This window comes from Sanguibacter sp. Leaf3 (assembly GCF_001425965.1).
GTDB classification, from domain to species: domain Bacteria; phylum Actinomycetota; class Actinomycetes; order Actinomycetales; family Cellulomonadaceae; genus Sanguibacter; species Sanguibacter inulinus.
This window is the reverse complement of sequence record NZ_LMRH01000003.1, coordinates 727,507-741,992: the sequence shown is the minus strand read 5'-3', so window position 1 is coordinate 741,992 and position 14,486 is coordinate 727,507. Positions and strand designations below refer to the sequence as shown.

Here is a 14,486-nt window from a genome sequence, read left to right as displayed (position 1 = left end):
AACCGCACACCTGCCATCAAGCTGACTGTTCCGGTCATACTCACCGCCGCCGTGCCGATAGGGCGACAAGCCCGGCACCGGGCCGCAACCGGGAGTCCAGGGGGACCAGATGTCCAGCACCACCCTCGCCGTCCGCCCGACCGGGGTCGAACGTGTCCTGGCCGACGACCAGCTGATCGTCAGCAAGACCGACCTCAAGGGCCGTCTCACCTACACCAACGACGTGTTCCTCACGATCTCCGCGATCGAGGAGCAGGACGCGATCGGTCGCCCGCACAACCTCATCCGGCACCCGAGCATGCCGCGCGGGATCTTCCGCCTCCTCTGGGACACCCTGCGCTCGGGTGACGAGCTCTTCGCCTACGTGCAGAACCTCGCGCTCGACGGCGCCCACTACTGGGTCTTCGCCCACGTCACCCCCTCCCGCGACGCCCAGGGCCGGGTCGTCGGCTACCACTCGACCCGCCGCGCCGTGAGCGCGCGGGCCCGCGCCGAGGTCGAGCGCCTCTACGGGCAGATGCTCCAGGTCGAGGCCCAGCACCCGGGCCGCGGGGCCGACGAGGCCTCGCTCGCCTGGTTGCAGGACCGGCTGACCGAGCAGGGCCAGACGTACAGCGAGTGGCTGTGGAGCGTCGCGGGTGGTGCCCGATGATCTGGGGTGGTGCGCGCCGCCGGGCGGCCGAGCTCGAGGCCGAGGTCGCCGCCTGCCGGGCAGCCCTCGACGCCATCTCCGAGGCGGCCCGCGCGGGCGCCCGGGGCGACATGGAACGCCGGGTCGCCGCGGTCCCCGAGGCCGAGGCCTACGGCTTCGCGGAGGTCCGCGACGACGTCAACAGGTTCTTCGACGTCACCGACGCCTTCATCCGCGAGGCCGGGGCTGCGCTCGCCGCGGCCGGCACGGGTCGCTTCGAGCGTGAGCTCATGCTCGTCGGTCTCTCCGGCGCGTTCCGCTCGCAGGCCGTCACCATCAACGAGGCACGCCTGACGATGGCCGAGGACGCTGCTCGCCTGACCGCTGGCGACACCGCTCGCGGCGCCCTGGTCGAGGACTTCGAGCGCGACGTCCTGCACGTGTCCCAGGCCGTCGGCGAGTCGGCGCGCAGCATGGCCGGGACTGTCGACGCGCTCCAGGGCGTGACGGCGACCGTCGTGCAGCGCGCGGGCGAGGCGCGGGACGCCGTGGCGCGGCTCGGGGAGTCCTCCGAGACCATCCGTCAGGTCATCGGGCTCATCACCGACGTGGCCCGCCAGACCCGGCTGCTCGCGCTCAACGCCGCGATCGAGGCGGCCCGGGTCGGTGCGGCCGGCAAGGGATTCGCCGTCGTCGCCGACGAGGTCGGCCGGCTCGCCGACGAGACCGCGAGCGCGAGCACCCGCGTCGAGGAGCAGCTCGGAGCCTCGCAGCAGGTCATCACCGAGGTGTCGGGGGCCCTGGGCAAGATCGACGAGAGCGTCGACGCCATGCGCGACGGCGTCACGCTGCTCACCGAGCGGATCTCGACGGGTTCCGACACCGACCAGGCCCTCACCGACGCCGCAGTCCACCTCGAGTCCTCGGTCGCCGAGTTCCTCACCGTCCTGCGCGGGTAGGTGGCTGCCTGGGCTGGGACCCTGTCCACAGGTCAGACCTGGCACCTGGACGTCCGACAGGGCACCGACCTAGCCTCGGCAGACAGCCGCTCTCCTGGACCTCGGACCCCGCGCACCGAGAGGATCATGGGTTGTACCATGAATGAGTACCACTAGAAGAGGTGAACCCATGTCGATCTCCGCGAGCGAAGCACGCAGGACGCTGTTCCCGCTCATCGAGCAGGTCAACGAAGACCAGGTCGCCGTGGAGATCGTCTCTCGCCACGGCAACGCCGTCCTCATGCCCGCAGACGAGTACGCCGCGTGGAAAGAGACCGCCTACCTGTTCCGCTCGCCGGCGAACGCTCGTCGCCTCCTCGACGCGCACGAGCGCGCGCTCGACGGTCGCGCCGTGCCCCACGACCTCGACCGGGACTGAGGTCACCGTCGGTGCGGCTCGTCTGGGACGAGTCCGGCTGGGAAGACTACGTCCACTGGCAGACGGCTGACCGGAAGATCCTCAAGCGCATCAACGCGCTCGTCGACGCGTGCCTGCGCGACCCTCATCAGGGGATCGGCAAGCCTGAAGAGCTCAGGTACGGCGCGAGCGGCAGCTGGTCGCGCCGTATCACCGACGAGCACCGTCTCGTCTATCTCGTGCTCGACGACGACCTCGTCATCCTCCAGGCGCGGTACCACTACTGACCCCGAGCCGGCCGAGCAGACATCACCTCGCACTCCTCTGCGTGACGCTCACCACCGCGGAGGCGACGAGTCCTCTCGGGGAGCGCCCTCGTCCGGACCGACCTAGAGTGGTCGCGACCGATCGGGGTGACCCGGACCGGTCGTGGACCACAGCCCGTCAAGACGTCGGCGAGCACGAGACGGGGCACCCCTGCCCCGACCGACGACCGCGGACCGGGGACGGCCCGCGCGAGGAGCGACGATGCCCGACACCGAGCGTCTCCGGCACAGCCGGTTCCGCACGGCTCCCGCGGCCTGCGCGATGGTCGCGGTCCTCACGGGGTGCAGCGGCGGCTTCCCCGCCGACCCCGACGGCACCCTCGAGACGGTGACCGGCGGCGTCCTGCGGGTCGGCGTCTCGTCGAACCCACCCTGGACCGAGACGGGCGAGGGGGCACCGACAGGGCTCGAGCCCGAGCTCGTCGAGGGCTTCGCCGAGTCGGTCGACGCCGAGGTCGAGTGGACCTCAGGCGGTGAAGAAGACCTCGTCGGCAGGCTCGAGAGGTCGGAGCTCGACCTCGTCGTCGGCGGCTTCACCGAGGCCTCGCCGTGGTCTACCCAGGCAGCGCTCACCTACCCCTACACGACCGTCCCCGGGCCCGACGGCGCACCCGAGGCGCACGTCATGGCCGCGCCGATGGGCGAGAACGCCTTCCTCGTCGCGCTCGAGTCCTACCTCCTCGACCGTCAGGACGTGCAGCCGTGAGCGCCGCGTTCGGGCACACCGAGCTCCCCGACGAGCAGGCCGCCGCGCTGCGCCGCGCGAAGCGGCTCGCCTGGGTGACGATCGCCTTCCTCGTCGTGGGCGTCACCCTCGTCTACCTGGTGATGGGCAGCTCGCAGGCCATGAAGGCCGCGTGGGTCGAAGACCTGCTGTCCTTCATCCCGCCGATCTCGTTCCTCGTCGCGCTGCGCTACGCCCGCCGCCGCCCGACCGAGGAGCGCCCCTACGGGTTCCACAGGTCTGTCGGGGTCGGCCACCTGGTGGCGGGGACCTCGTTGTTCGCCATGGGCGCGTTCATGGTCTTCGACTCCGGCAGCGGGCTGCTCGCGGCCGAGCACCCGCCCGTCGGACTCATGGAGATCGCCGGTCACCCGGTGTGGGCCGGTTGGCCGATGATCGCCGCGATGGTGCTCACGGGCATCCCGCCGGTCCTCCTCGGCCGCGCCAAGATGCCGCTCGCCCGCACCCTCCACGACCGCGTGCTCTACGCCGACGCGGACATGAACAAGGCCGACTGGATGACGGCGCTGGGCAGCATCGTCGGGATCCTCGGCATCGGTGCAGGCCTGTGGTGGGCCGACTCTGCGGCAGCCCTGTTCATCTCGGCGAGCATCCTGCGCGACGGCATCACGAACCTGCGGGTCGCGACGTCGGCGCTCATGGACTCGCGGGCCTCGACCGTCGAGGGCGACGCACCGCACCCGCTCGTCGGTCAGGTCGAAGAGCACCTCGCCGCGGTGCCCTGGGTCGCCGAGGCTGGCGTCCGGGTCCGCGACCTGGGTCACGTCTTCCACGTCGAGGCCTTCGTCGTGCCGCGCGGCGACGTGCCCGGGCTCGGCGACCTCCGCCGTGTCCGCGAGGACGTCGTCGCCCTCGACTGGAAGGTCCAAGACCTCGTGCTCGTCCCGGTCGAGCAGCTCCCGGCGGACATGCTCCCGGGTGTCGACACAGCCCACAGGGCAGCCGGGACCGAGCACGCATAACCCCGGTCCCCCACAAGCCCCCCTTTCACCGCTCCCCCCGTCCCCTCCAGCAGAGAGCCGAGAACCATGACCGACCACGTCCAGGAGACGGACCAGAAGAACGAGCCGACAGCGCTCTCCCGCACCGTGAGCGGCAGGCTCCTCTACGTCTTCATCCTCGGAGACGTCCTCGGCGCCGGCGTCTACGCCCTCGTGGGCGTCATGGCCGGCGAGGTCGGCGGAGCCGTATGGCTCCCGCTGCTCGTCGCGCTCGGCCTGGCCCTGCTCACCGCAGGGTCCTACGCGGAGCTCGTCACCAAGTACCCCCAGGCTGGCGGGGCAGCGGTCTTCGCCGAGCGCGCCTTCAAGACCCCGGCGATCTCCTTCCTCGTCGGCTACAGCATGCTCGCCGCCGGGGTGACGAGCGCCGCAGGTCTGGCGATCGCCTTCGCCGGTGACTACTTCACGACCTTCGTGTCGATGCCGACCAACGTCGCCGCCGTCGGGTTCTTGATCCTCGTCGCGCTGCTCAACATGCGCGGGATCAAGGAGTCGCTGCGCGCCAACGTCGCCATGACGGCCGTCGAGCTCTCCGGCCTGCTGCTCATCGTCGTGCTCGGCGCGATCGTGCTCGGCCGCGGCGACGGCGACCTGAGCCGCACCGTGCAGTTCACCGAGGGGACCACGCCCGCCCTCGCCGTCCTCGGGGCGGCGCTGCTCGCCTTCTACTCCTTCGTCGGCTTCGAGACGTCGGCGAACCTCGCCGAAGAGGTCGTCGACGTCCGCCGCACCTACCCGCGGGCGCTCTTCGCCTCGCTCGTCACCGCGGGCGTGGTCTACGTCCTCGTGGGCGTCGCCGCCGTGGCCGTCGTCGACCCGGAGACCCTCGCCGGGTCCACGGGCCCGCTCCTCGAGGTCGTGAACGCCGCCGACATCGTCCCCGAGCGAGTCTTCGCCGTCGTCGCACTCATCGCTGTCGCCAACGGTGCGCTGCTGACGATGATCATGGCCAGCCGCCTCACCTACGGCATGGCCTCGCAGGGTCTGCTCCCACCGGTCCTCGCGAAGGTCCTGCCCGGCCGCAAGACCCCGTGGGTCGCGATCGTCGTCACGACCCTCGTCGCGATCGCGCTGGTCTTCACCGGAGAGCTCCAGGTGCTCGCCGAGACCGTCGTGCTGCTGCTGCTCATCGTGTTCATCAGCACCAACGTCGCCGTCCTCGTGCTGCGCAAGGACACCGTCGAGCAGGACCACTTCAGGGTCGCGACGGTCGTCCCGGTGCTCGGCGTCATCAGCTGCATCGTGCTGCTCACCCAGCAGACCGCCGGCACGTGGCTGCGCGCCGGGATCTTGCTCGCCGTGGGCGCCGCGCTCTTCCTGGTGACCCGACGGGCCAGCCGCCGGCCGGCCGAGCAGCAGGTCGCCGGGGCCTGAGGGCGCTCAGCCGCGTCCGACCAGCCCGCACTCGTAGGCGACGATGACCGCCTGGACCCTGTCCCGCAGCCCGAGCTTGGCCAGCATGTTGCCCACGTGCGTCTTGACCGTCGTGGTGGACAGCACCAGCTGCTCGGCGATCTCTGCGTTGGACAGCCCTTCGGCGACGGCCCGCAGCACGTCGAGCTCGCGCGGCGTGAGGACGGCCAGCCGGGGGTCCACGTCGCTGGTGCCCGCCGCGTCGGCACCGCTGGGCAGGTGCGGGGCGAAGAGGTCGAGCATCCGGCGGACCACGCGGGGCGCGACGACGGACTCGCCCGAGGCGATGGTGCGGATCGCGTCGGCGAGCTCTTCGGGCCGGGCGCTCTTGAGCAAGAACCCGCTCGCACCCGCCCGCAGCGCCGCGAAGGCGTACTCGTCGACGTCGAAGGTCGTCAGGACGAGCACCCTCGTGCCGGGGTGCTCCGCGACGACGCGGCGGGTCGCGGCGATCCCGTCGACCCCGGGCATCCGGATGTCCATGAGCACGACGTCGGGGGCGAGCGCGACGACCTGGTCGAGGGCGACGGCCCCGTCAGAGGCCTCCCCGACGACCTCGAGGTCGGGCTCGGAGTCGATGACCAGCCGCAACCCCATGCGGATGAGCGACTGGTCGTCGACGAGCAGGACCGTGGTCATCGTGCATCCTCCCCGGTCCAGGGCAGGACGACGTGCACCCGCCACCCACCCTCGGGGCGTGGCCCGGTGTCGACGCGTCCGCCGAGGAGCGCGGCGCGCTCGCGCATCCCGGGGACCCCGCGGCCGGACCCTCCACCGGCGCTCGGCCGGTCGCTGCCAGCATCCAGGACCTCGACCTCGACGGCGTCGGCCCTCCGGGTCAGCACGAGCTCGACCGACGGGGTGCCGGGTGCGTGCCGCAGGACGTTGGTCAGCGCCTCGGAGACGATCCGGACGAGCGCGAGCCGCAGCGCGGTGTCGTCTGGGAGGGGCTCGTCGAGACCACGGACGCTGAGCGGCAGACCCGCCGCCCGGTACCTGTCGACGATCGACCGGAGCTCGGTCTCGGTCGGCTCTGTCGGCTCGGGCTGAGCGTCCCCTCCGTCGACCGGGTCGAGCGCACCGAGCACCCGCTGCATGTCGGCGAGCGCCGTCCGGCCCGTCCGGGACAGCTCCTGGAGCGCCTCGCGGGACCTGTCCGGGGCGCGGTCGAGGGCCGCGCCCGCGCCGTCCGAGAGCGCGATCATCACCGAGACGCTGTGCGCGACGATGTCGTGCATCTCGCGGGCGATCCGGGCTCGCTCGGAGGCACGGCCCAGGGCCGCGCTCGCCTCGCTGTCGCGTGCCCTCGCCTCGAGGCCGTCGATCTCGGCCTGCGCCTTGAGCCGACGTGCTCGGGACGTGGCGCCGGCGGCGACCCCGAGGAGCAGGAGCACCACGAGGAGGGCGACGGTCGCGGCACGCCGCCCGGAGGAGAACTCCGGCTCGATCAGCTGGTGGAAGGGCTCGGTGCCTGCGGGGCGCTGATAGGTGCCCCAGACGAACATCTCCCCCACACCGATGACCTGCCACCGCCAGATCGCCGCCGTGAGCACCACGGCCGCGGCGAGGAAGGCAGACCACGTGACGAGGGCAGGCCGGGTGCTCGCGACCGCGTACAGGGCCACCGCGACGCACAGCCCGAGGATGCCGAGGACCCCCTCGGCCGCGAGGGACACGAGGGAGAGCCCGACGAGGATCCCGACGGCCAGGAGCGGCCGGGTGCGCAGCGCGACGAGCACGAGCGCCCCGAGGACGGCGCCGCCGACCCAGGTCTGGGGGACGGTCTGCAGCCTGTCGGTGCCCTCGGGGAACATCCCGAGGGCGACGATGCCCTGGACCGTCGAGTGGGCGAGGGCGGAGGTGACCACCCCGAGGAGCACGACGAGGGCTCCGAGCACGGTCTGGACGATCCACCGGTGGTGCCCGTCCCGGCGGCGCGGCGCCGGACCCGGGCGACGCCGGGTCGTCGCGGCCGGGGGTGCCGCGTAGCCAGCACCGGGGAGCGGTGCTGCGGGGCTCGTGGCAGGCATGGCGTCTACTCTCTCACCACCCAGGTGGTCCCGGGGGCTCAGTGGTCGGGGCGGTACCGCGTGTGGGGGTGCGGGCTGGGCGGGACGGCCAGCAGGCGTCTCCGGGCCGGCGACGTCGTCGTGCACGCGGCCGGTCACGTGACGTCTCCGCGCCAGAGCCTGACAGCCGCGGCGACGAGCAGCCCGACCACCCAGGCGGCCAGCACCAGCCCCGCACCCCAGGCCCCGAGGTGCGGGCCGAGGCTCGCAGACTCGGTCAGCGCCAGCCGGGCGTCGGTCTCGACGAGCCGGGTCCCGACGCCCGGCAGCAAGACCCGCACAGTGTCGGTGACCCGTCCGGGGTTGGCCGCGAGCACCTGGTCGAGGACCACGAGCACAGCCACCCCCGTGACGAGAGCACCGGCCGGCCGGCGCAGGACCGCACCGAGCCCGAGGCCGAGCAGCGCGACAGCCGTGAGGTAGATGACGTAGCCCACGAAGGCCCTGGCCGTGCCGTCGTCTGCGGCGAGGTCGAGGCTGAGCCCCGCCGCCTGCCGGCCCGGGCCCGTGACGAGGACGGCCGCACCGAGGGCGACGACTGCCGTGACCAGCGCGAGAGCCGTGGTGAGGACCACCTGTGCGACGAGCACCGGCAGGCGCCGCGGGACCGCGGTGTACGTGGTGGCGGCGGTCGAGGTGGCGTGGTCGGAGGTGCCGACGAGGACCCCGAGGACGAGGGTGCCGAGCTGGGCGAGGACCACCCCGGAGACCACCAGACCGGCGGCGGTGGTGCCGTCACCGGGTCGGGCGAACATGGTCAGGCCGAGCGGGATCGCCAGGGCGACGACGACCGTCGTGATCGGCACCCACAGCGTCGAGGCGAGCCCGGCGGTCTTGGTCCACTCCGAGGCGAGCACCCGGGGCAGGGTCACGGCCCGGCGGTCGGCCGTCTGCGTCGTCACGTGACGTCCCGGGTGCGCAGGCGCAGGGTGGCTCCGGCGAGCGGCAGCACGATCCAGGCGGCGAAGACGAGGCCGCCACCCCATGGTCCGAGGTCGGGCGCGCCGTCGACGCCGCCGTCGTCGGCCGTGGTGGTCATGCGGAAGGCGGCGTCGCCGGGCAGGAAGGCGGTCACGGTGCTCACAGGGTCGAGGCTCGCTGGCCCGGCGGGGCTCTCCGCCATCATCTCGGTCGGGGACATGGCCATCTCGGCACCGAGGCTGATGCCGACGGGCAGGACGAACACGAGGGCGAGCGCCGCGACCATCGCGGGGACCGTGCGCCGCAGCAGGGACCCGATACCCAGGCCGAGCAGCGCCATGCCGAGGAGCATCAGCCAGGATCCGAGGAGTACCTGAGGGGCAGACCCGCCGGCGAGGTCGACGGACATGTCCCGGGAGCGGGCGGCGGGCACGACGCCGAGCACAGTCGCGACGACGGCGAGCAGGGCGACCACAGCACCGACGCCTGCCGTGGCGAGGGTCCGCGCGGCAAGCACCCGGCCGCGGCGCGGGGCCGCTGTGAAGGTCGACCTGAAGGCACCGGTCCGGAAGTCCGCGGTCCCGGCGAGGACCCCGAGGACGAGCGTGCCGAGCTGGGACAGCGCGACGCCGTCGGGCAGCGAGCGCGCGGGGTCGAACCCGGGGTCGCCCGAGGACGCGTTCGCGGACAGGTACGTGACGGTGAAGGCGACAGCGACCGTGACCGCAGCGGTCCACAGGGTCGAGCGCAGGCTGACAAGCTTGGTCCACTCGGACGCGACGAGCCTGGGGAGGGTCGGTCCGCGACGGGTCGTCGCGGCGGGGGCACGGGTGGCGCTCTGCGCCGAGGCCGCTGAGGCCGACGCGGCGCTCATCGCGGGCCTCCCGACGCGGAGGTTCCGTCTGCGGCCCGCCCGCGGTACTCGACCGAACCTGCGGTGAGCTCGAGGTACGCGTCTTCGAGGGACCCGCCCGCCGACCTGTCGACGATCTCCTGGACCGGGGCGTCGGCCAGCAGACGGCCCTTGCCGATGATGACCACCCTGTCCGCGCAGAGCGCGAGCTCGTGCATGAGGTGGGACGAGAGCAGCACGGTCCGCCCCTCGGCCGCGAGGTCACGGACCAGACGACGGACCCACAGCACACCGTCAGGGTCGAGCCCGTTGACCGGCTCGTCGAGGATGAGGGTCTGCGGGTCGCCCAGCAGGGCTGTGGCGATCCCGAGGCGCTGCCCCATGCCGAGGGAGAAGGTCCCGGCACGCCGACGGGCGACAGACTCGAGCCCGGTCATCTCGATGACCTCCCGGACCCGGCTCGTGCTGATGCCGTGGGTGCGGGCGTGGGCCAGCAGGTGTCGGTACGCGGTGCGGCCGGGGTGCACCGAGCGGGCGTCGAGCATGACCCCGACCGAGTGCAGCGGTGCGTGGAGGTCGGCGTACCTGTGGCCGTCGACCGTCGCGGTCCCCGAGGTCGGGCGCTCGAGCCCGACGATCAGCCGCATGGTCGTGGACTTCCCGGCCCCGTTGGGCCCGAGGAACCCTGTCACCGTGCCGGGGAGGGCTGAGAAGCTCAGCCCGTCGACGGCTGTCGTCGTCCCGTAGCGCTTGGTCAGCGCCTCTACCTGGATCATGTCTCTCCCGTCGTCGTCGGCCGGCTGCCCCTGGGAGGTCCGGCCTGCCTGACGTCGACGCTACGGAGAGAGGGGTGGGGCCCGGTACCTGCCGGCGACGGAGATGCGGGAGGCCGCCTCCTCCTCCTCGAGGACGAGACGGCCTCCGTCCTGCGGCGTCACCGCAGGTCGGTCCAGACGCAGCTCGGCGCTACGGCTGCTGCCGCTCCGCGCGCTGCGCGACACTCACGACGGCGAAGGCGACGAGCCCGCCGACCACGAGCCCGAGCGGCTTGAGCATCCAGACGAGCACCCCGGCCATGAGCACACCCGAGAGCAAGAAGGCAGACCCGGCCGCGTCGGCCGCGATGCCCCGCACCCCGGAGACGAGGAGCGTCGTCCACCGGGCACCGGGCTGCCACTGGCCAGCGGCGCGCAGCAGGCCGACGACGAGCACCACCCCGAAGGCCGCTGTCACCACACCGACCACGGCCCCGCCGGGCAGGGCTCCTGTCGACACGGCCCAGAGGTTGAGGACCACGAGGAACAGCGCGACGAGCGAACCCACCGCGACGAGCCACACCCCGGAGCACGCGGCGCGGACGTCGGCCCACACCGCCGAGACGGAGTCGCTCTCCCCCGCGAGGAACCGTCGCAGGTGCCGCACCCCCGCGGTCAGCGCCGGCAGCGCCGTGACCACCGGGATGCTCAGGACCGCGACGTACACACCCGTGAGCATGACCTCGGCGAAGAGCGCGAACTTTCCGAAGGACCCCGGGACTGCGCCCTTCTGCCCCCACCCCCACCGACGGCGACGGGCGGCGCTGCGCTCGGTGCGCGAGGGGCCTGAGGGACCTGCCGGCCCGCCCCGCCGACCTGCGGACCTGTCGGCGGGGCGGGTGGTGCCGCGGACTGCTGTGCTGGACATCGCCTCAGCCCTTCAGGCCCTGGGTCGAGACACCCTCGACGATGAACCTCTGGAAGATGATGAAGAACAGCAGCACGGGGACCAGCGCGAGGACAGCCATCGCCATCTGTGCGCCGTAGTCCGAGGTGGTCGTCTGGTCGACGTAGATGCGCAGCGCGACAGGGAGCGAGAAGAGGTCGGGCTTCTTGAGGTAGAGCAGCGGACCGAAGAAGTCGTTCCAGCTCCAGATGAAGGCGAAGATCGACGCCGTCATCACCGGGGGCTTCATGAGGGGCAGCATGATCGAGCGGAAGATCCGCACGTGACCGGCCCCGTCGATCCGTGCGGCCTCGTCGAGCTCGCGCGGCAGGTTGCGCATGAACTGGACCATGAGGAACACGAAGAACGCCTCGGCGGCGAGGAACTTGCCGATGAGCAGCGGGACGAAGGTGTTCACCAGGCCGAGCTCGTTGAACATGATGTACTGCGGGATGATCACCACGTGGAACGGCAGCAGGAGCGTCGCGATCATGAGCGAGAACCACACCTTGCGGCCCGGGAACTCGATCCGCGCGAAGGCGTAGGCGGTGATCGTCGCGGACAGGATGACGCCGATCACGGACATCACCGCGAGGAACAGCGAGTTGCCGAAGAACGTCCAGAAGGACACCCCGCCGATCCCGCCGAGAGCCTTGGTGAAGTTCGCGAAGGACGCGTTCTCCGGGATGAGGCTGATGTTGCCGACGATCTCGTTGGACGGCTTGAGCGAGGACATGAGCATCCACAGGGCCGGGTAGAGGATCACCGCGGCCACGGCGAGGACGAGCACGTGGAAGATCGTCGCCTTGACGAGCGACTTCTTCCGGGCCTCGCGGCGCAGCTCGGCGCTGCGGTCGAGGTCGTCGGGACGGTCGTCGGGCGTCGCGACGTGCTTCTGCAGGACGGAGGTCATTTTGTCTCCCCTGAGTAGTGGACCCACGACTTCGACGTCTTGAAGAAGATGAAGGTGATGATGCCGACCACGAGCACGAGGACCCAGGCCATCGCCGCGGCGTAGCCCATCTGGAAGTCGACGAAGCCGCGTCGGTAGAGGTACAGCGTGTAGAAGAGCGTCGAGCCGGCCGGTCCGCCGGTCCCGCCCGAGATGATGAAGGCCGAGCCGAAGATCTGGAACGAGTGGATGGTCTCGAGCAGCAGGTTGAAGAACAGCACGGGCGAGAGCATCGGCAGCGTGATGCGCAGGAACTTGCGCACCGAGCCGGCGCCGTCCATCTCGGCGGCCTCGTAGAGCTCGTTGGGGACCTGCTTGAGGCCCGCGAGGAAGATCACCATCGGGGCACCGAACTGCCAGACGGTCAGCAGGACCATCATCGGCATGGTCATGCTCGGGTTGCCGACCCAGCCGCCGGGCTCGCGCCCGAAGACCTGGCCGATCTGGTCGACGACGCCGTCGTCGATGAACATGGCCTTCCACACGATGGCGATCGACACGCTCGCACCGATGAGCGAGGGGGCGTAGAAGATCGACCTGTAGGCGCCCTGCCCGCGGCGCTTGGTGTTGAGGAGCATCGCGACAGCCAGGGCCGCGGCGAGCTTGATGGGTGTCCCGACGAGCACGTAGATGCTCGTCACCTTGACCGACTGGAGGTACTGGGGGTCGGAGAACATCCGCGTGAAGTTGTCGAACCCGATCCACTCAGGCGCGCTGAACAGGTTGTAGTTCGTGAAGGCCAGGTAGAGCGACGCGAGCATCGGGCCTGCGGTCAGCAGCAGGAAGCCCAGCAACCAGGGGGTGAGGAAGGCGTAACCGGCGCGGGTCTCGGCTGCTCTCCGAGAGCGTCGCGCCTGCGAGCCCTTGGTCGGTGGAGCAGTCCGGTTCCCGGTCGCCTCGGCAGTGAGGGACACGGTGGAATCCGTTCGGTGAGGGGGTGCTGTTCGTCAGGTGCGGGGGCCGGCCGGTCTCGGCGCGACCCCCGCGACTACACGAGGGGCTGTGCGTCGGTCATCCCTGACCGACGGACATCTCCGCCTCGCTGAACCACTGGTCGACGAACTGGTCGACCGTGATGTTGCGGTACGCGAACTCTTCGCCGAGACGCTTGAACTCGGCCTCGATGGTGCCGAAGCCCTGGACGGGCAGCGGGGCAGCCTCGGTCGCGAACTCCGCGACAGACTCTTCGTAGGCGACGACGCGGGCGTCGACCGAGCCCTCTTCGAGCACCATCGCGTCACGCTGGGCCTGGACGGCCGGCACACCCTTGGAGGTGCCGAAGATCCGGCCGACCTCGGGGTCGTTGATGAGGAAGTCGATGAGGGTCGCGGCTGCGGCCGGGTGCTCGGAGTTGGCCGAGGCCGAGAGCAGCATGGACGGCTTGAGGAACATCTTCTTCTCGCCGTCGGCGTTCGACGGGATCGGGAGCATCTGGAGGTTGTCGCTGCCGGAGTCTGCGGAGTAGCCGGCGAGGAAGTTGTCCCAGCTCATCTCGGAGGCCGTCTCGTTGACCGTGAAGCCACCGAGCGGGAGCAGCTGCGTGCCGCGCGCGATCGGGTAGGTGGCGTCGACCGGAGTGCGGATCGGCTCGGCGGTGTTGAGCCACTCGGCCATGTCTTCACGCGTGAAGTTGAGCTGGCCGTCCTCGGTGAAGGGCTCGATGCCCTGCTGCACGAGCCACTGGAGGAAGAACCAGAAGGTGCCTGTGTAGTCGACCGAGCCGTAGATCACCGGGTCCATGCTGGCGCCGGCGGCGGAGACGTCGGCGATGAAGGTGTTGAGGTCGTCCCAGGTGTAGTCCGGCTCGAGAGGCTCGACGCCGACCTGCTCGAGCAGGTCAGGGTTGTAGAACATGGCGAGGGTGTTCGACGAGGTCGCGATGCCGTACTGCGAGCCGTCGAGCTTGCCTGCGTCGAGGAGGCTGCTGTCGAGTCCGTCGACGTCGAGCGCCGTGCCGATCTGGCCGTCGAGGTTGAGCAGCTGGTTGGTCGAGCCGTACTGGCGCAGGTAGGACAGGTCCATCTGCATGACGTCGGGGAGCGAGGAGCCCGCGGCCTCGGTGTTGCGCGAGGACCAGTAGTCGTCCCAGGCCTGGAAGCCGGTCTGGACGGTGATGTTCGGGTATTCCTTCTCGAAGAGGTCGATCGCCTCTTCGTACTTGTCCGCGCGGTCGTCGTTGCCCCACCAGTTGAAGACGATCGTGACGTCTTCCTCGGTGTTGAGGGTCTCGCTCGGAGCGGCTTCGCTCCCTCCCCCACCGCACGCGGTGAGTGCGAACGACGCCACCGCGGCGACGGCGATGCCCTTGAGGGCTGATCGCTTGATCGACATCTGAGCCTCCTTGCTCATGGGGTGGAAGAGCGCCCTGTCATCGTTGCCCGGGCCGCCCACTGCATCCAACCGTGAAGTGAATCGTTACAATACAGTGGCCCGGGTCACTCGGGCAAGCCCTTTCCGGCGCGGCGACTGCGAAACCGGCCGATCCTCGCGATCCGGACTACGCGCCGGACGGCCACCG

At 71.0% G+C, this 14,486-nt stretch carries 16 protein-coding genes; 7 read left to right on the top strand and 9 right to left on the bottom strand.

The genetic code is table 11. From position 1 onward, the window contains the following. Nucleotides 1-109: 109 nt before the first annotated feature. The 7 genes from ASG53_RS16690 to ASG53_RS16660 all read left to right on the top strand — a co-directional run bounded on the left by ASG53_RS16690 (nucleotide 110) and on the right by ASG53_RS16660 (nucleotide 5,433). Nucleotides 110-652, top strand: a complete 543-nt coding sequence (locus ASG53_RS16690; protein WP_056136000.1) for a PAS domain-containing protein — start codon at nucleotides 110-112, stop codon at nucleotides 650-652. Beyond that, on the top strand, nucleotides 649-1,590 hold the full coding sequence (locus ASG53_RS16685) for a methyl-accepting chemotaxis protein (RefSeq protein ID WP_056135997.1): 942 nt from the start codon (nucleotides 649-651) through the stop codon (nucleotides 1,588-1,590). Before ASG53_RS16690 ends, ASG53_RS16685 begins: the two co-directional genes overlap by 4 nt. A gap of 169 nt (nucleotides 1,591-1,759) precedes the next feature. After that, entirely contained in the window at nucleotides 1,760-2,008 is a 249-nt protein-coding gene (locus tag ASG53_RS16680) for a type II toxin-antitoxin system Phd/YefM family antitoxin (RefSeq protein WP_056135994.1), read from the top strand. Between the two features lie 11 nt (nucleotides 2,009-2,019). Next, nucleotides 2,020-2,274 carry a Txe/YoeB family addiction module toxin gene (locus tag ASG53_RS16675; protein ID WP_056135991.1) on the top strand — a complete coding sequence of 85 codons (255 nt, stop codon included), beginning with the start codon at nucleotides 2,020-2,022 and terminating at the stop codon, nucleotides 2,272-2,274. Nucleotides 2,275-2,515: 241 nt separating this feature from the next. Then, a complete protein-coding gene (locus ASG53_RS16670; RefSeq protein ID WP_235533972.1) occupies nucleotides 2,516-3,019 on the top strand; it encodes a transporter substrate-binding domain-containing protein in 504 nt (167 codons plus the stop codon). Continuing rightward, the gene (locus ASG53_RS16665) at nucleotides 3,016-4,020 is read left to right on the top strand and encodes a cation diffusion facilitator family transporter (RefSeq protein ID WP_056135988.1); all 1,005 of its coding nucleotides are present in this window, start codon (nucleotides 3,016-3,018) and stop codon (nucleotides 4,018-4,020) included. The genes ASG53_RS16670 and ASG53_RS16665 overlap by 4 nt, the downstream gene beginning before the upstream one ends. 66 nt (nucleotides 4,021-4,086) lie before the next feature. Continuing rightward, nucleotides 4,087-5,433 (top strand): APC family permease, encoded by a 1,347-nt coding sequence (locus tag ASG53_RS16660; protein WP_056135986.1) that lies wholly within the window; start codon nucleotides 4,087-4,089, stop codon nucleotides 5,431-5,433. Nucleotides 5,434-5,439: 6 nt separating this feature from the next. On the opposite strand, the gene ASG53_RS16655 is transcribed toward ASG53_RS16660, so the two are convergent. The 9 genes from ASG53_RS16655 to ASG53_RS16615 form a co-directional block, all read right to left on the bottom strand. Continuing rightward, on the bottom strand, nucleotides 5,440-6,111 hold the full coding sequence (locus tag ASG53_RS16655; protein WP_056135983.1) for a response regulator: 672 nt from the start codon (nucleotides 6,109-6,111) through the stop codon (nucleotides 5,440-5,442). Beyond that, nucleotides 6,108-7,502, bottom strand: a complete 1,395-nt coding sequence (locus ASG53_RS16650; protein WP_082544137.1) for a sensor histidine kinase — start codon at nucleotides 7,500-7,502, stop codon at nucleotides 6,108-6,110. Before ASG53_RS16650 ends, ASG53_RS16655 begins: the two co-directional genes overlap by 4 nt. Before the next feature lie 134 nt (nucleotides 7,503-7,636). After that, a complete protein-coding gene (locus tag ASG53_RS16645; RefSeq protein ID WP_056135980.1) occupies nucleotides 7,637-8,443 on the bottom strand; it encodes a hypothetical protein in 807 nt (268 codons plus the stop codon). Beyond that, entirely contained in the window at nucleotides 8,440-9,336 is an 897-nt protein-coding gene (locus ASG53_RS16640; RefSeq protein ID WP_056135978.1) for an ABC transporter permease, read from the bottom strand. Before ASG53_RS16640 ends, ASG53_RS16645 begins: the two co-directional genes overlap by 4 nt. Beyond that, nucleotides 9,333-10,091 carry an ABC transporter ATP-binding protein gene (locus tag ASG53_RS16635; protein WP_056135975.1) on the bottom strand — a complete coding sequence of 253 codons (759 nt, stop codon included), beginning with the start codon at nucleotides 10,089-10,091 and terminating at the stop codon, nucleotides 9,333-9,335. Before ASG53_RS16635 ends, ASG53_RS16640 begins: the two co-directional genes overlap by 4 nt. A gap of 190 nt (nucleotides 10,092-10,281) precedes the next feature. Next, nucleotides 10,282-10,998, bottom strand: a complete 717-nt coding sequence (locus ASG53_RS16630) for a hypothetical protein (RefSeq protein ID WP_056135973.1) — start codon at nucleotides 10,996-10,998, stop codon at nucleotides 10,282-10,284. Nucleotides 10,999-11,002: 4 nt separating this feature from the next. Then, nucleotides 11,003-11,929, bottom strand: coding sequence for a carbohydrate ABC transporter permease (locus ASG53_RS16625; RefSeq protein ID WP_156382859.1), 927 nt, complete (start codon nucleotides 11,927-11,929; stop codon nucleotides 11,003-11,005). Then, on the bottom strand, nucleotides 11,926-12,882 hold the full coding sequence (locus ASG53_RS16620) for a carbohydrate ABC transporter permease (protein ID WP_056135970.1): 957 nt from the start codon (nucleotides 12,880-12,882) through the stop codon (nucleotides 11,926-11,928). The genes ASG53_RS16625 and ASG53_RS16620 overlap by 4 nt, the downstream gene beginning before the upstream one ends. A gap of 97 nt (nucleotides 12,883-12,979) precedes the next feature. Further along, entirely contained in the window at nucleotides 12,980-14,299 is a 1,320-nt protein-coding gene (locus ASG53_RS16615; protein ID WP_056136447.1) for an ABC transporter substrate-binding protein, read from the bottom strand. Nucleotides 14,300-14,486 lie beyond the last annotated feature (187 nt).

What these genes read in the sequence shown, in the direction of transcription:
- ASG53_RS16630 (WP_056135973.1), bottom strand. Translation starts at nt 10,998, where the DNA reads ATGTCCAGCACAGCAGTCCGCGGCACCACCCGCCCCGCCGACAGGTCC.
- ASG53_RS16615 (WP_056136447.1), bottom strand. Translation starts at nt 14,299, where the DNA reads ATGTCGATCAAGCGATCAGCCCTCAAGGGCATCGCCGTCGCCGCGGTG.
- ASG53_RS16655 (WP_056135983.1), bottom strand. Translation starts at nt 6,111, where the DNA reads ATGACCACGGTCCTGCTCGTCGACGACCAGTCGCTCATCCGCATGGGG.
- ASG53_RS16670 (WP_235533972.1), top strand. Translation starts at nt 2,516, where the DNA reads ATGCCCGACACCGAGCGTCTCCGGCACAGCCGGTTCCGCACGGCTCCC.
- ASG53_RS16660 (WP_056135986.1), top strand. Translation starts at nt 4,087, where the DNA reads ATGACCGACCACGTCCAGGAGACGGACCAGAAGAACGAGCCGACAGCG.
- ASG53_RS16685 (WP_056135997.1), top strand. Translation starts at nt 649, where the DNA reads ATGATCTGGGGTGGTGCGCGCCGCCGGGCGGCCGAGCTCGAGGCCGAG.
- ASG53_RS16640 (WP_056135978.1), bottom strand. Translation starts at nt 9,336, where the DNA reads ATGAGCGCCGCGTCGGCCTCAGCGGCCTCGGCGCAGAGCGCCACCCGT.
- ASG53_RS16635 (WP_056135975.1), bottom strand. Translation starts at nt 10,091, where the DNA reads ATGATCCAGGTAGAGGCGCTGACCAAGCGCTACGGGACGACGACAGCC.
- ASG53_RS16650 (WP_082544137.1), bottom strand. Translation starts at nt 7,502, where the DNA reads ATGCCTGCCACGAGCCCCGCAGCACCGCTCCCCGGTGCTGGCTACGCG.
- ASG53_RS16680 (WP_056135994.1), top strand. Translation starts at nt 1,760, where the DNA reads ATGTCGATCTCCGCGAGCGAAGCACGCAGGACGCTGTTCCCGCTCATC.
- ASG53_RS16625 (WP_156382859.1), bottom strand. Translation starts at nt 11,929, where the DNA reads ATGACCTCCGTCCTGCAGAAGCACGTCGCGACGCCCGACGACCGTCCC.
- ASG53_RS16690 (WP_056136000.1), top strand. Translation starts at nt 110, where the DNA reads ATGTCCAGCACCACCCTCGCCGTCCGCCCGACCGGGGTCGAACGTGTC.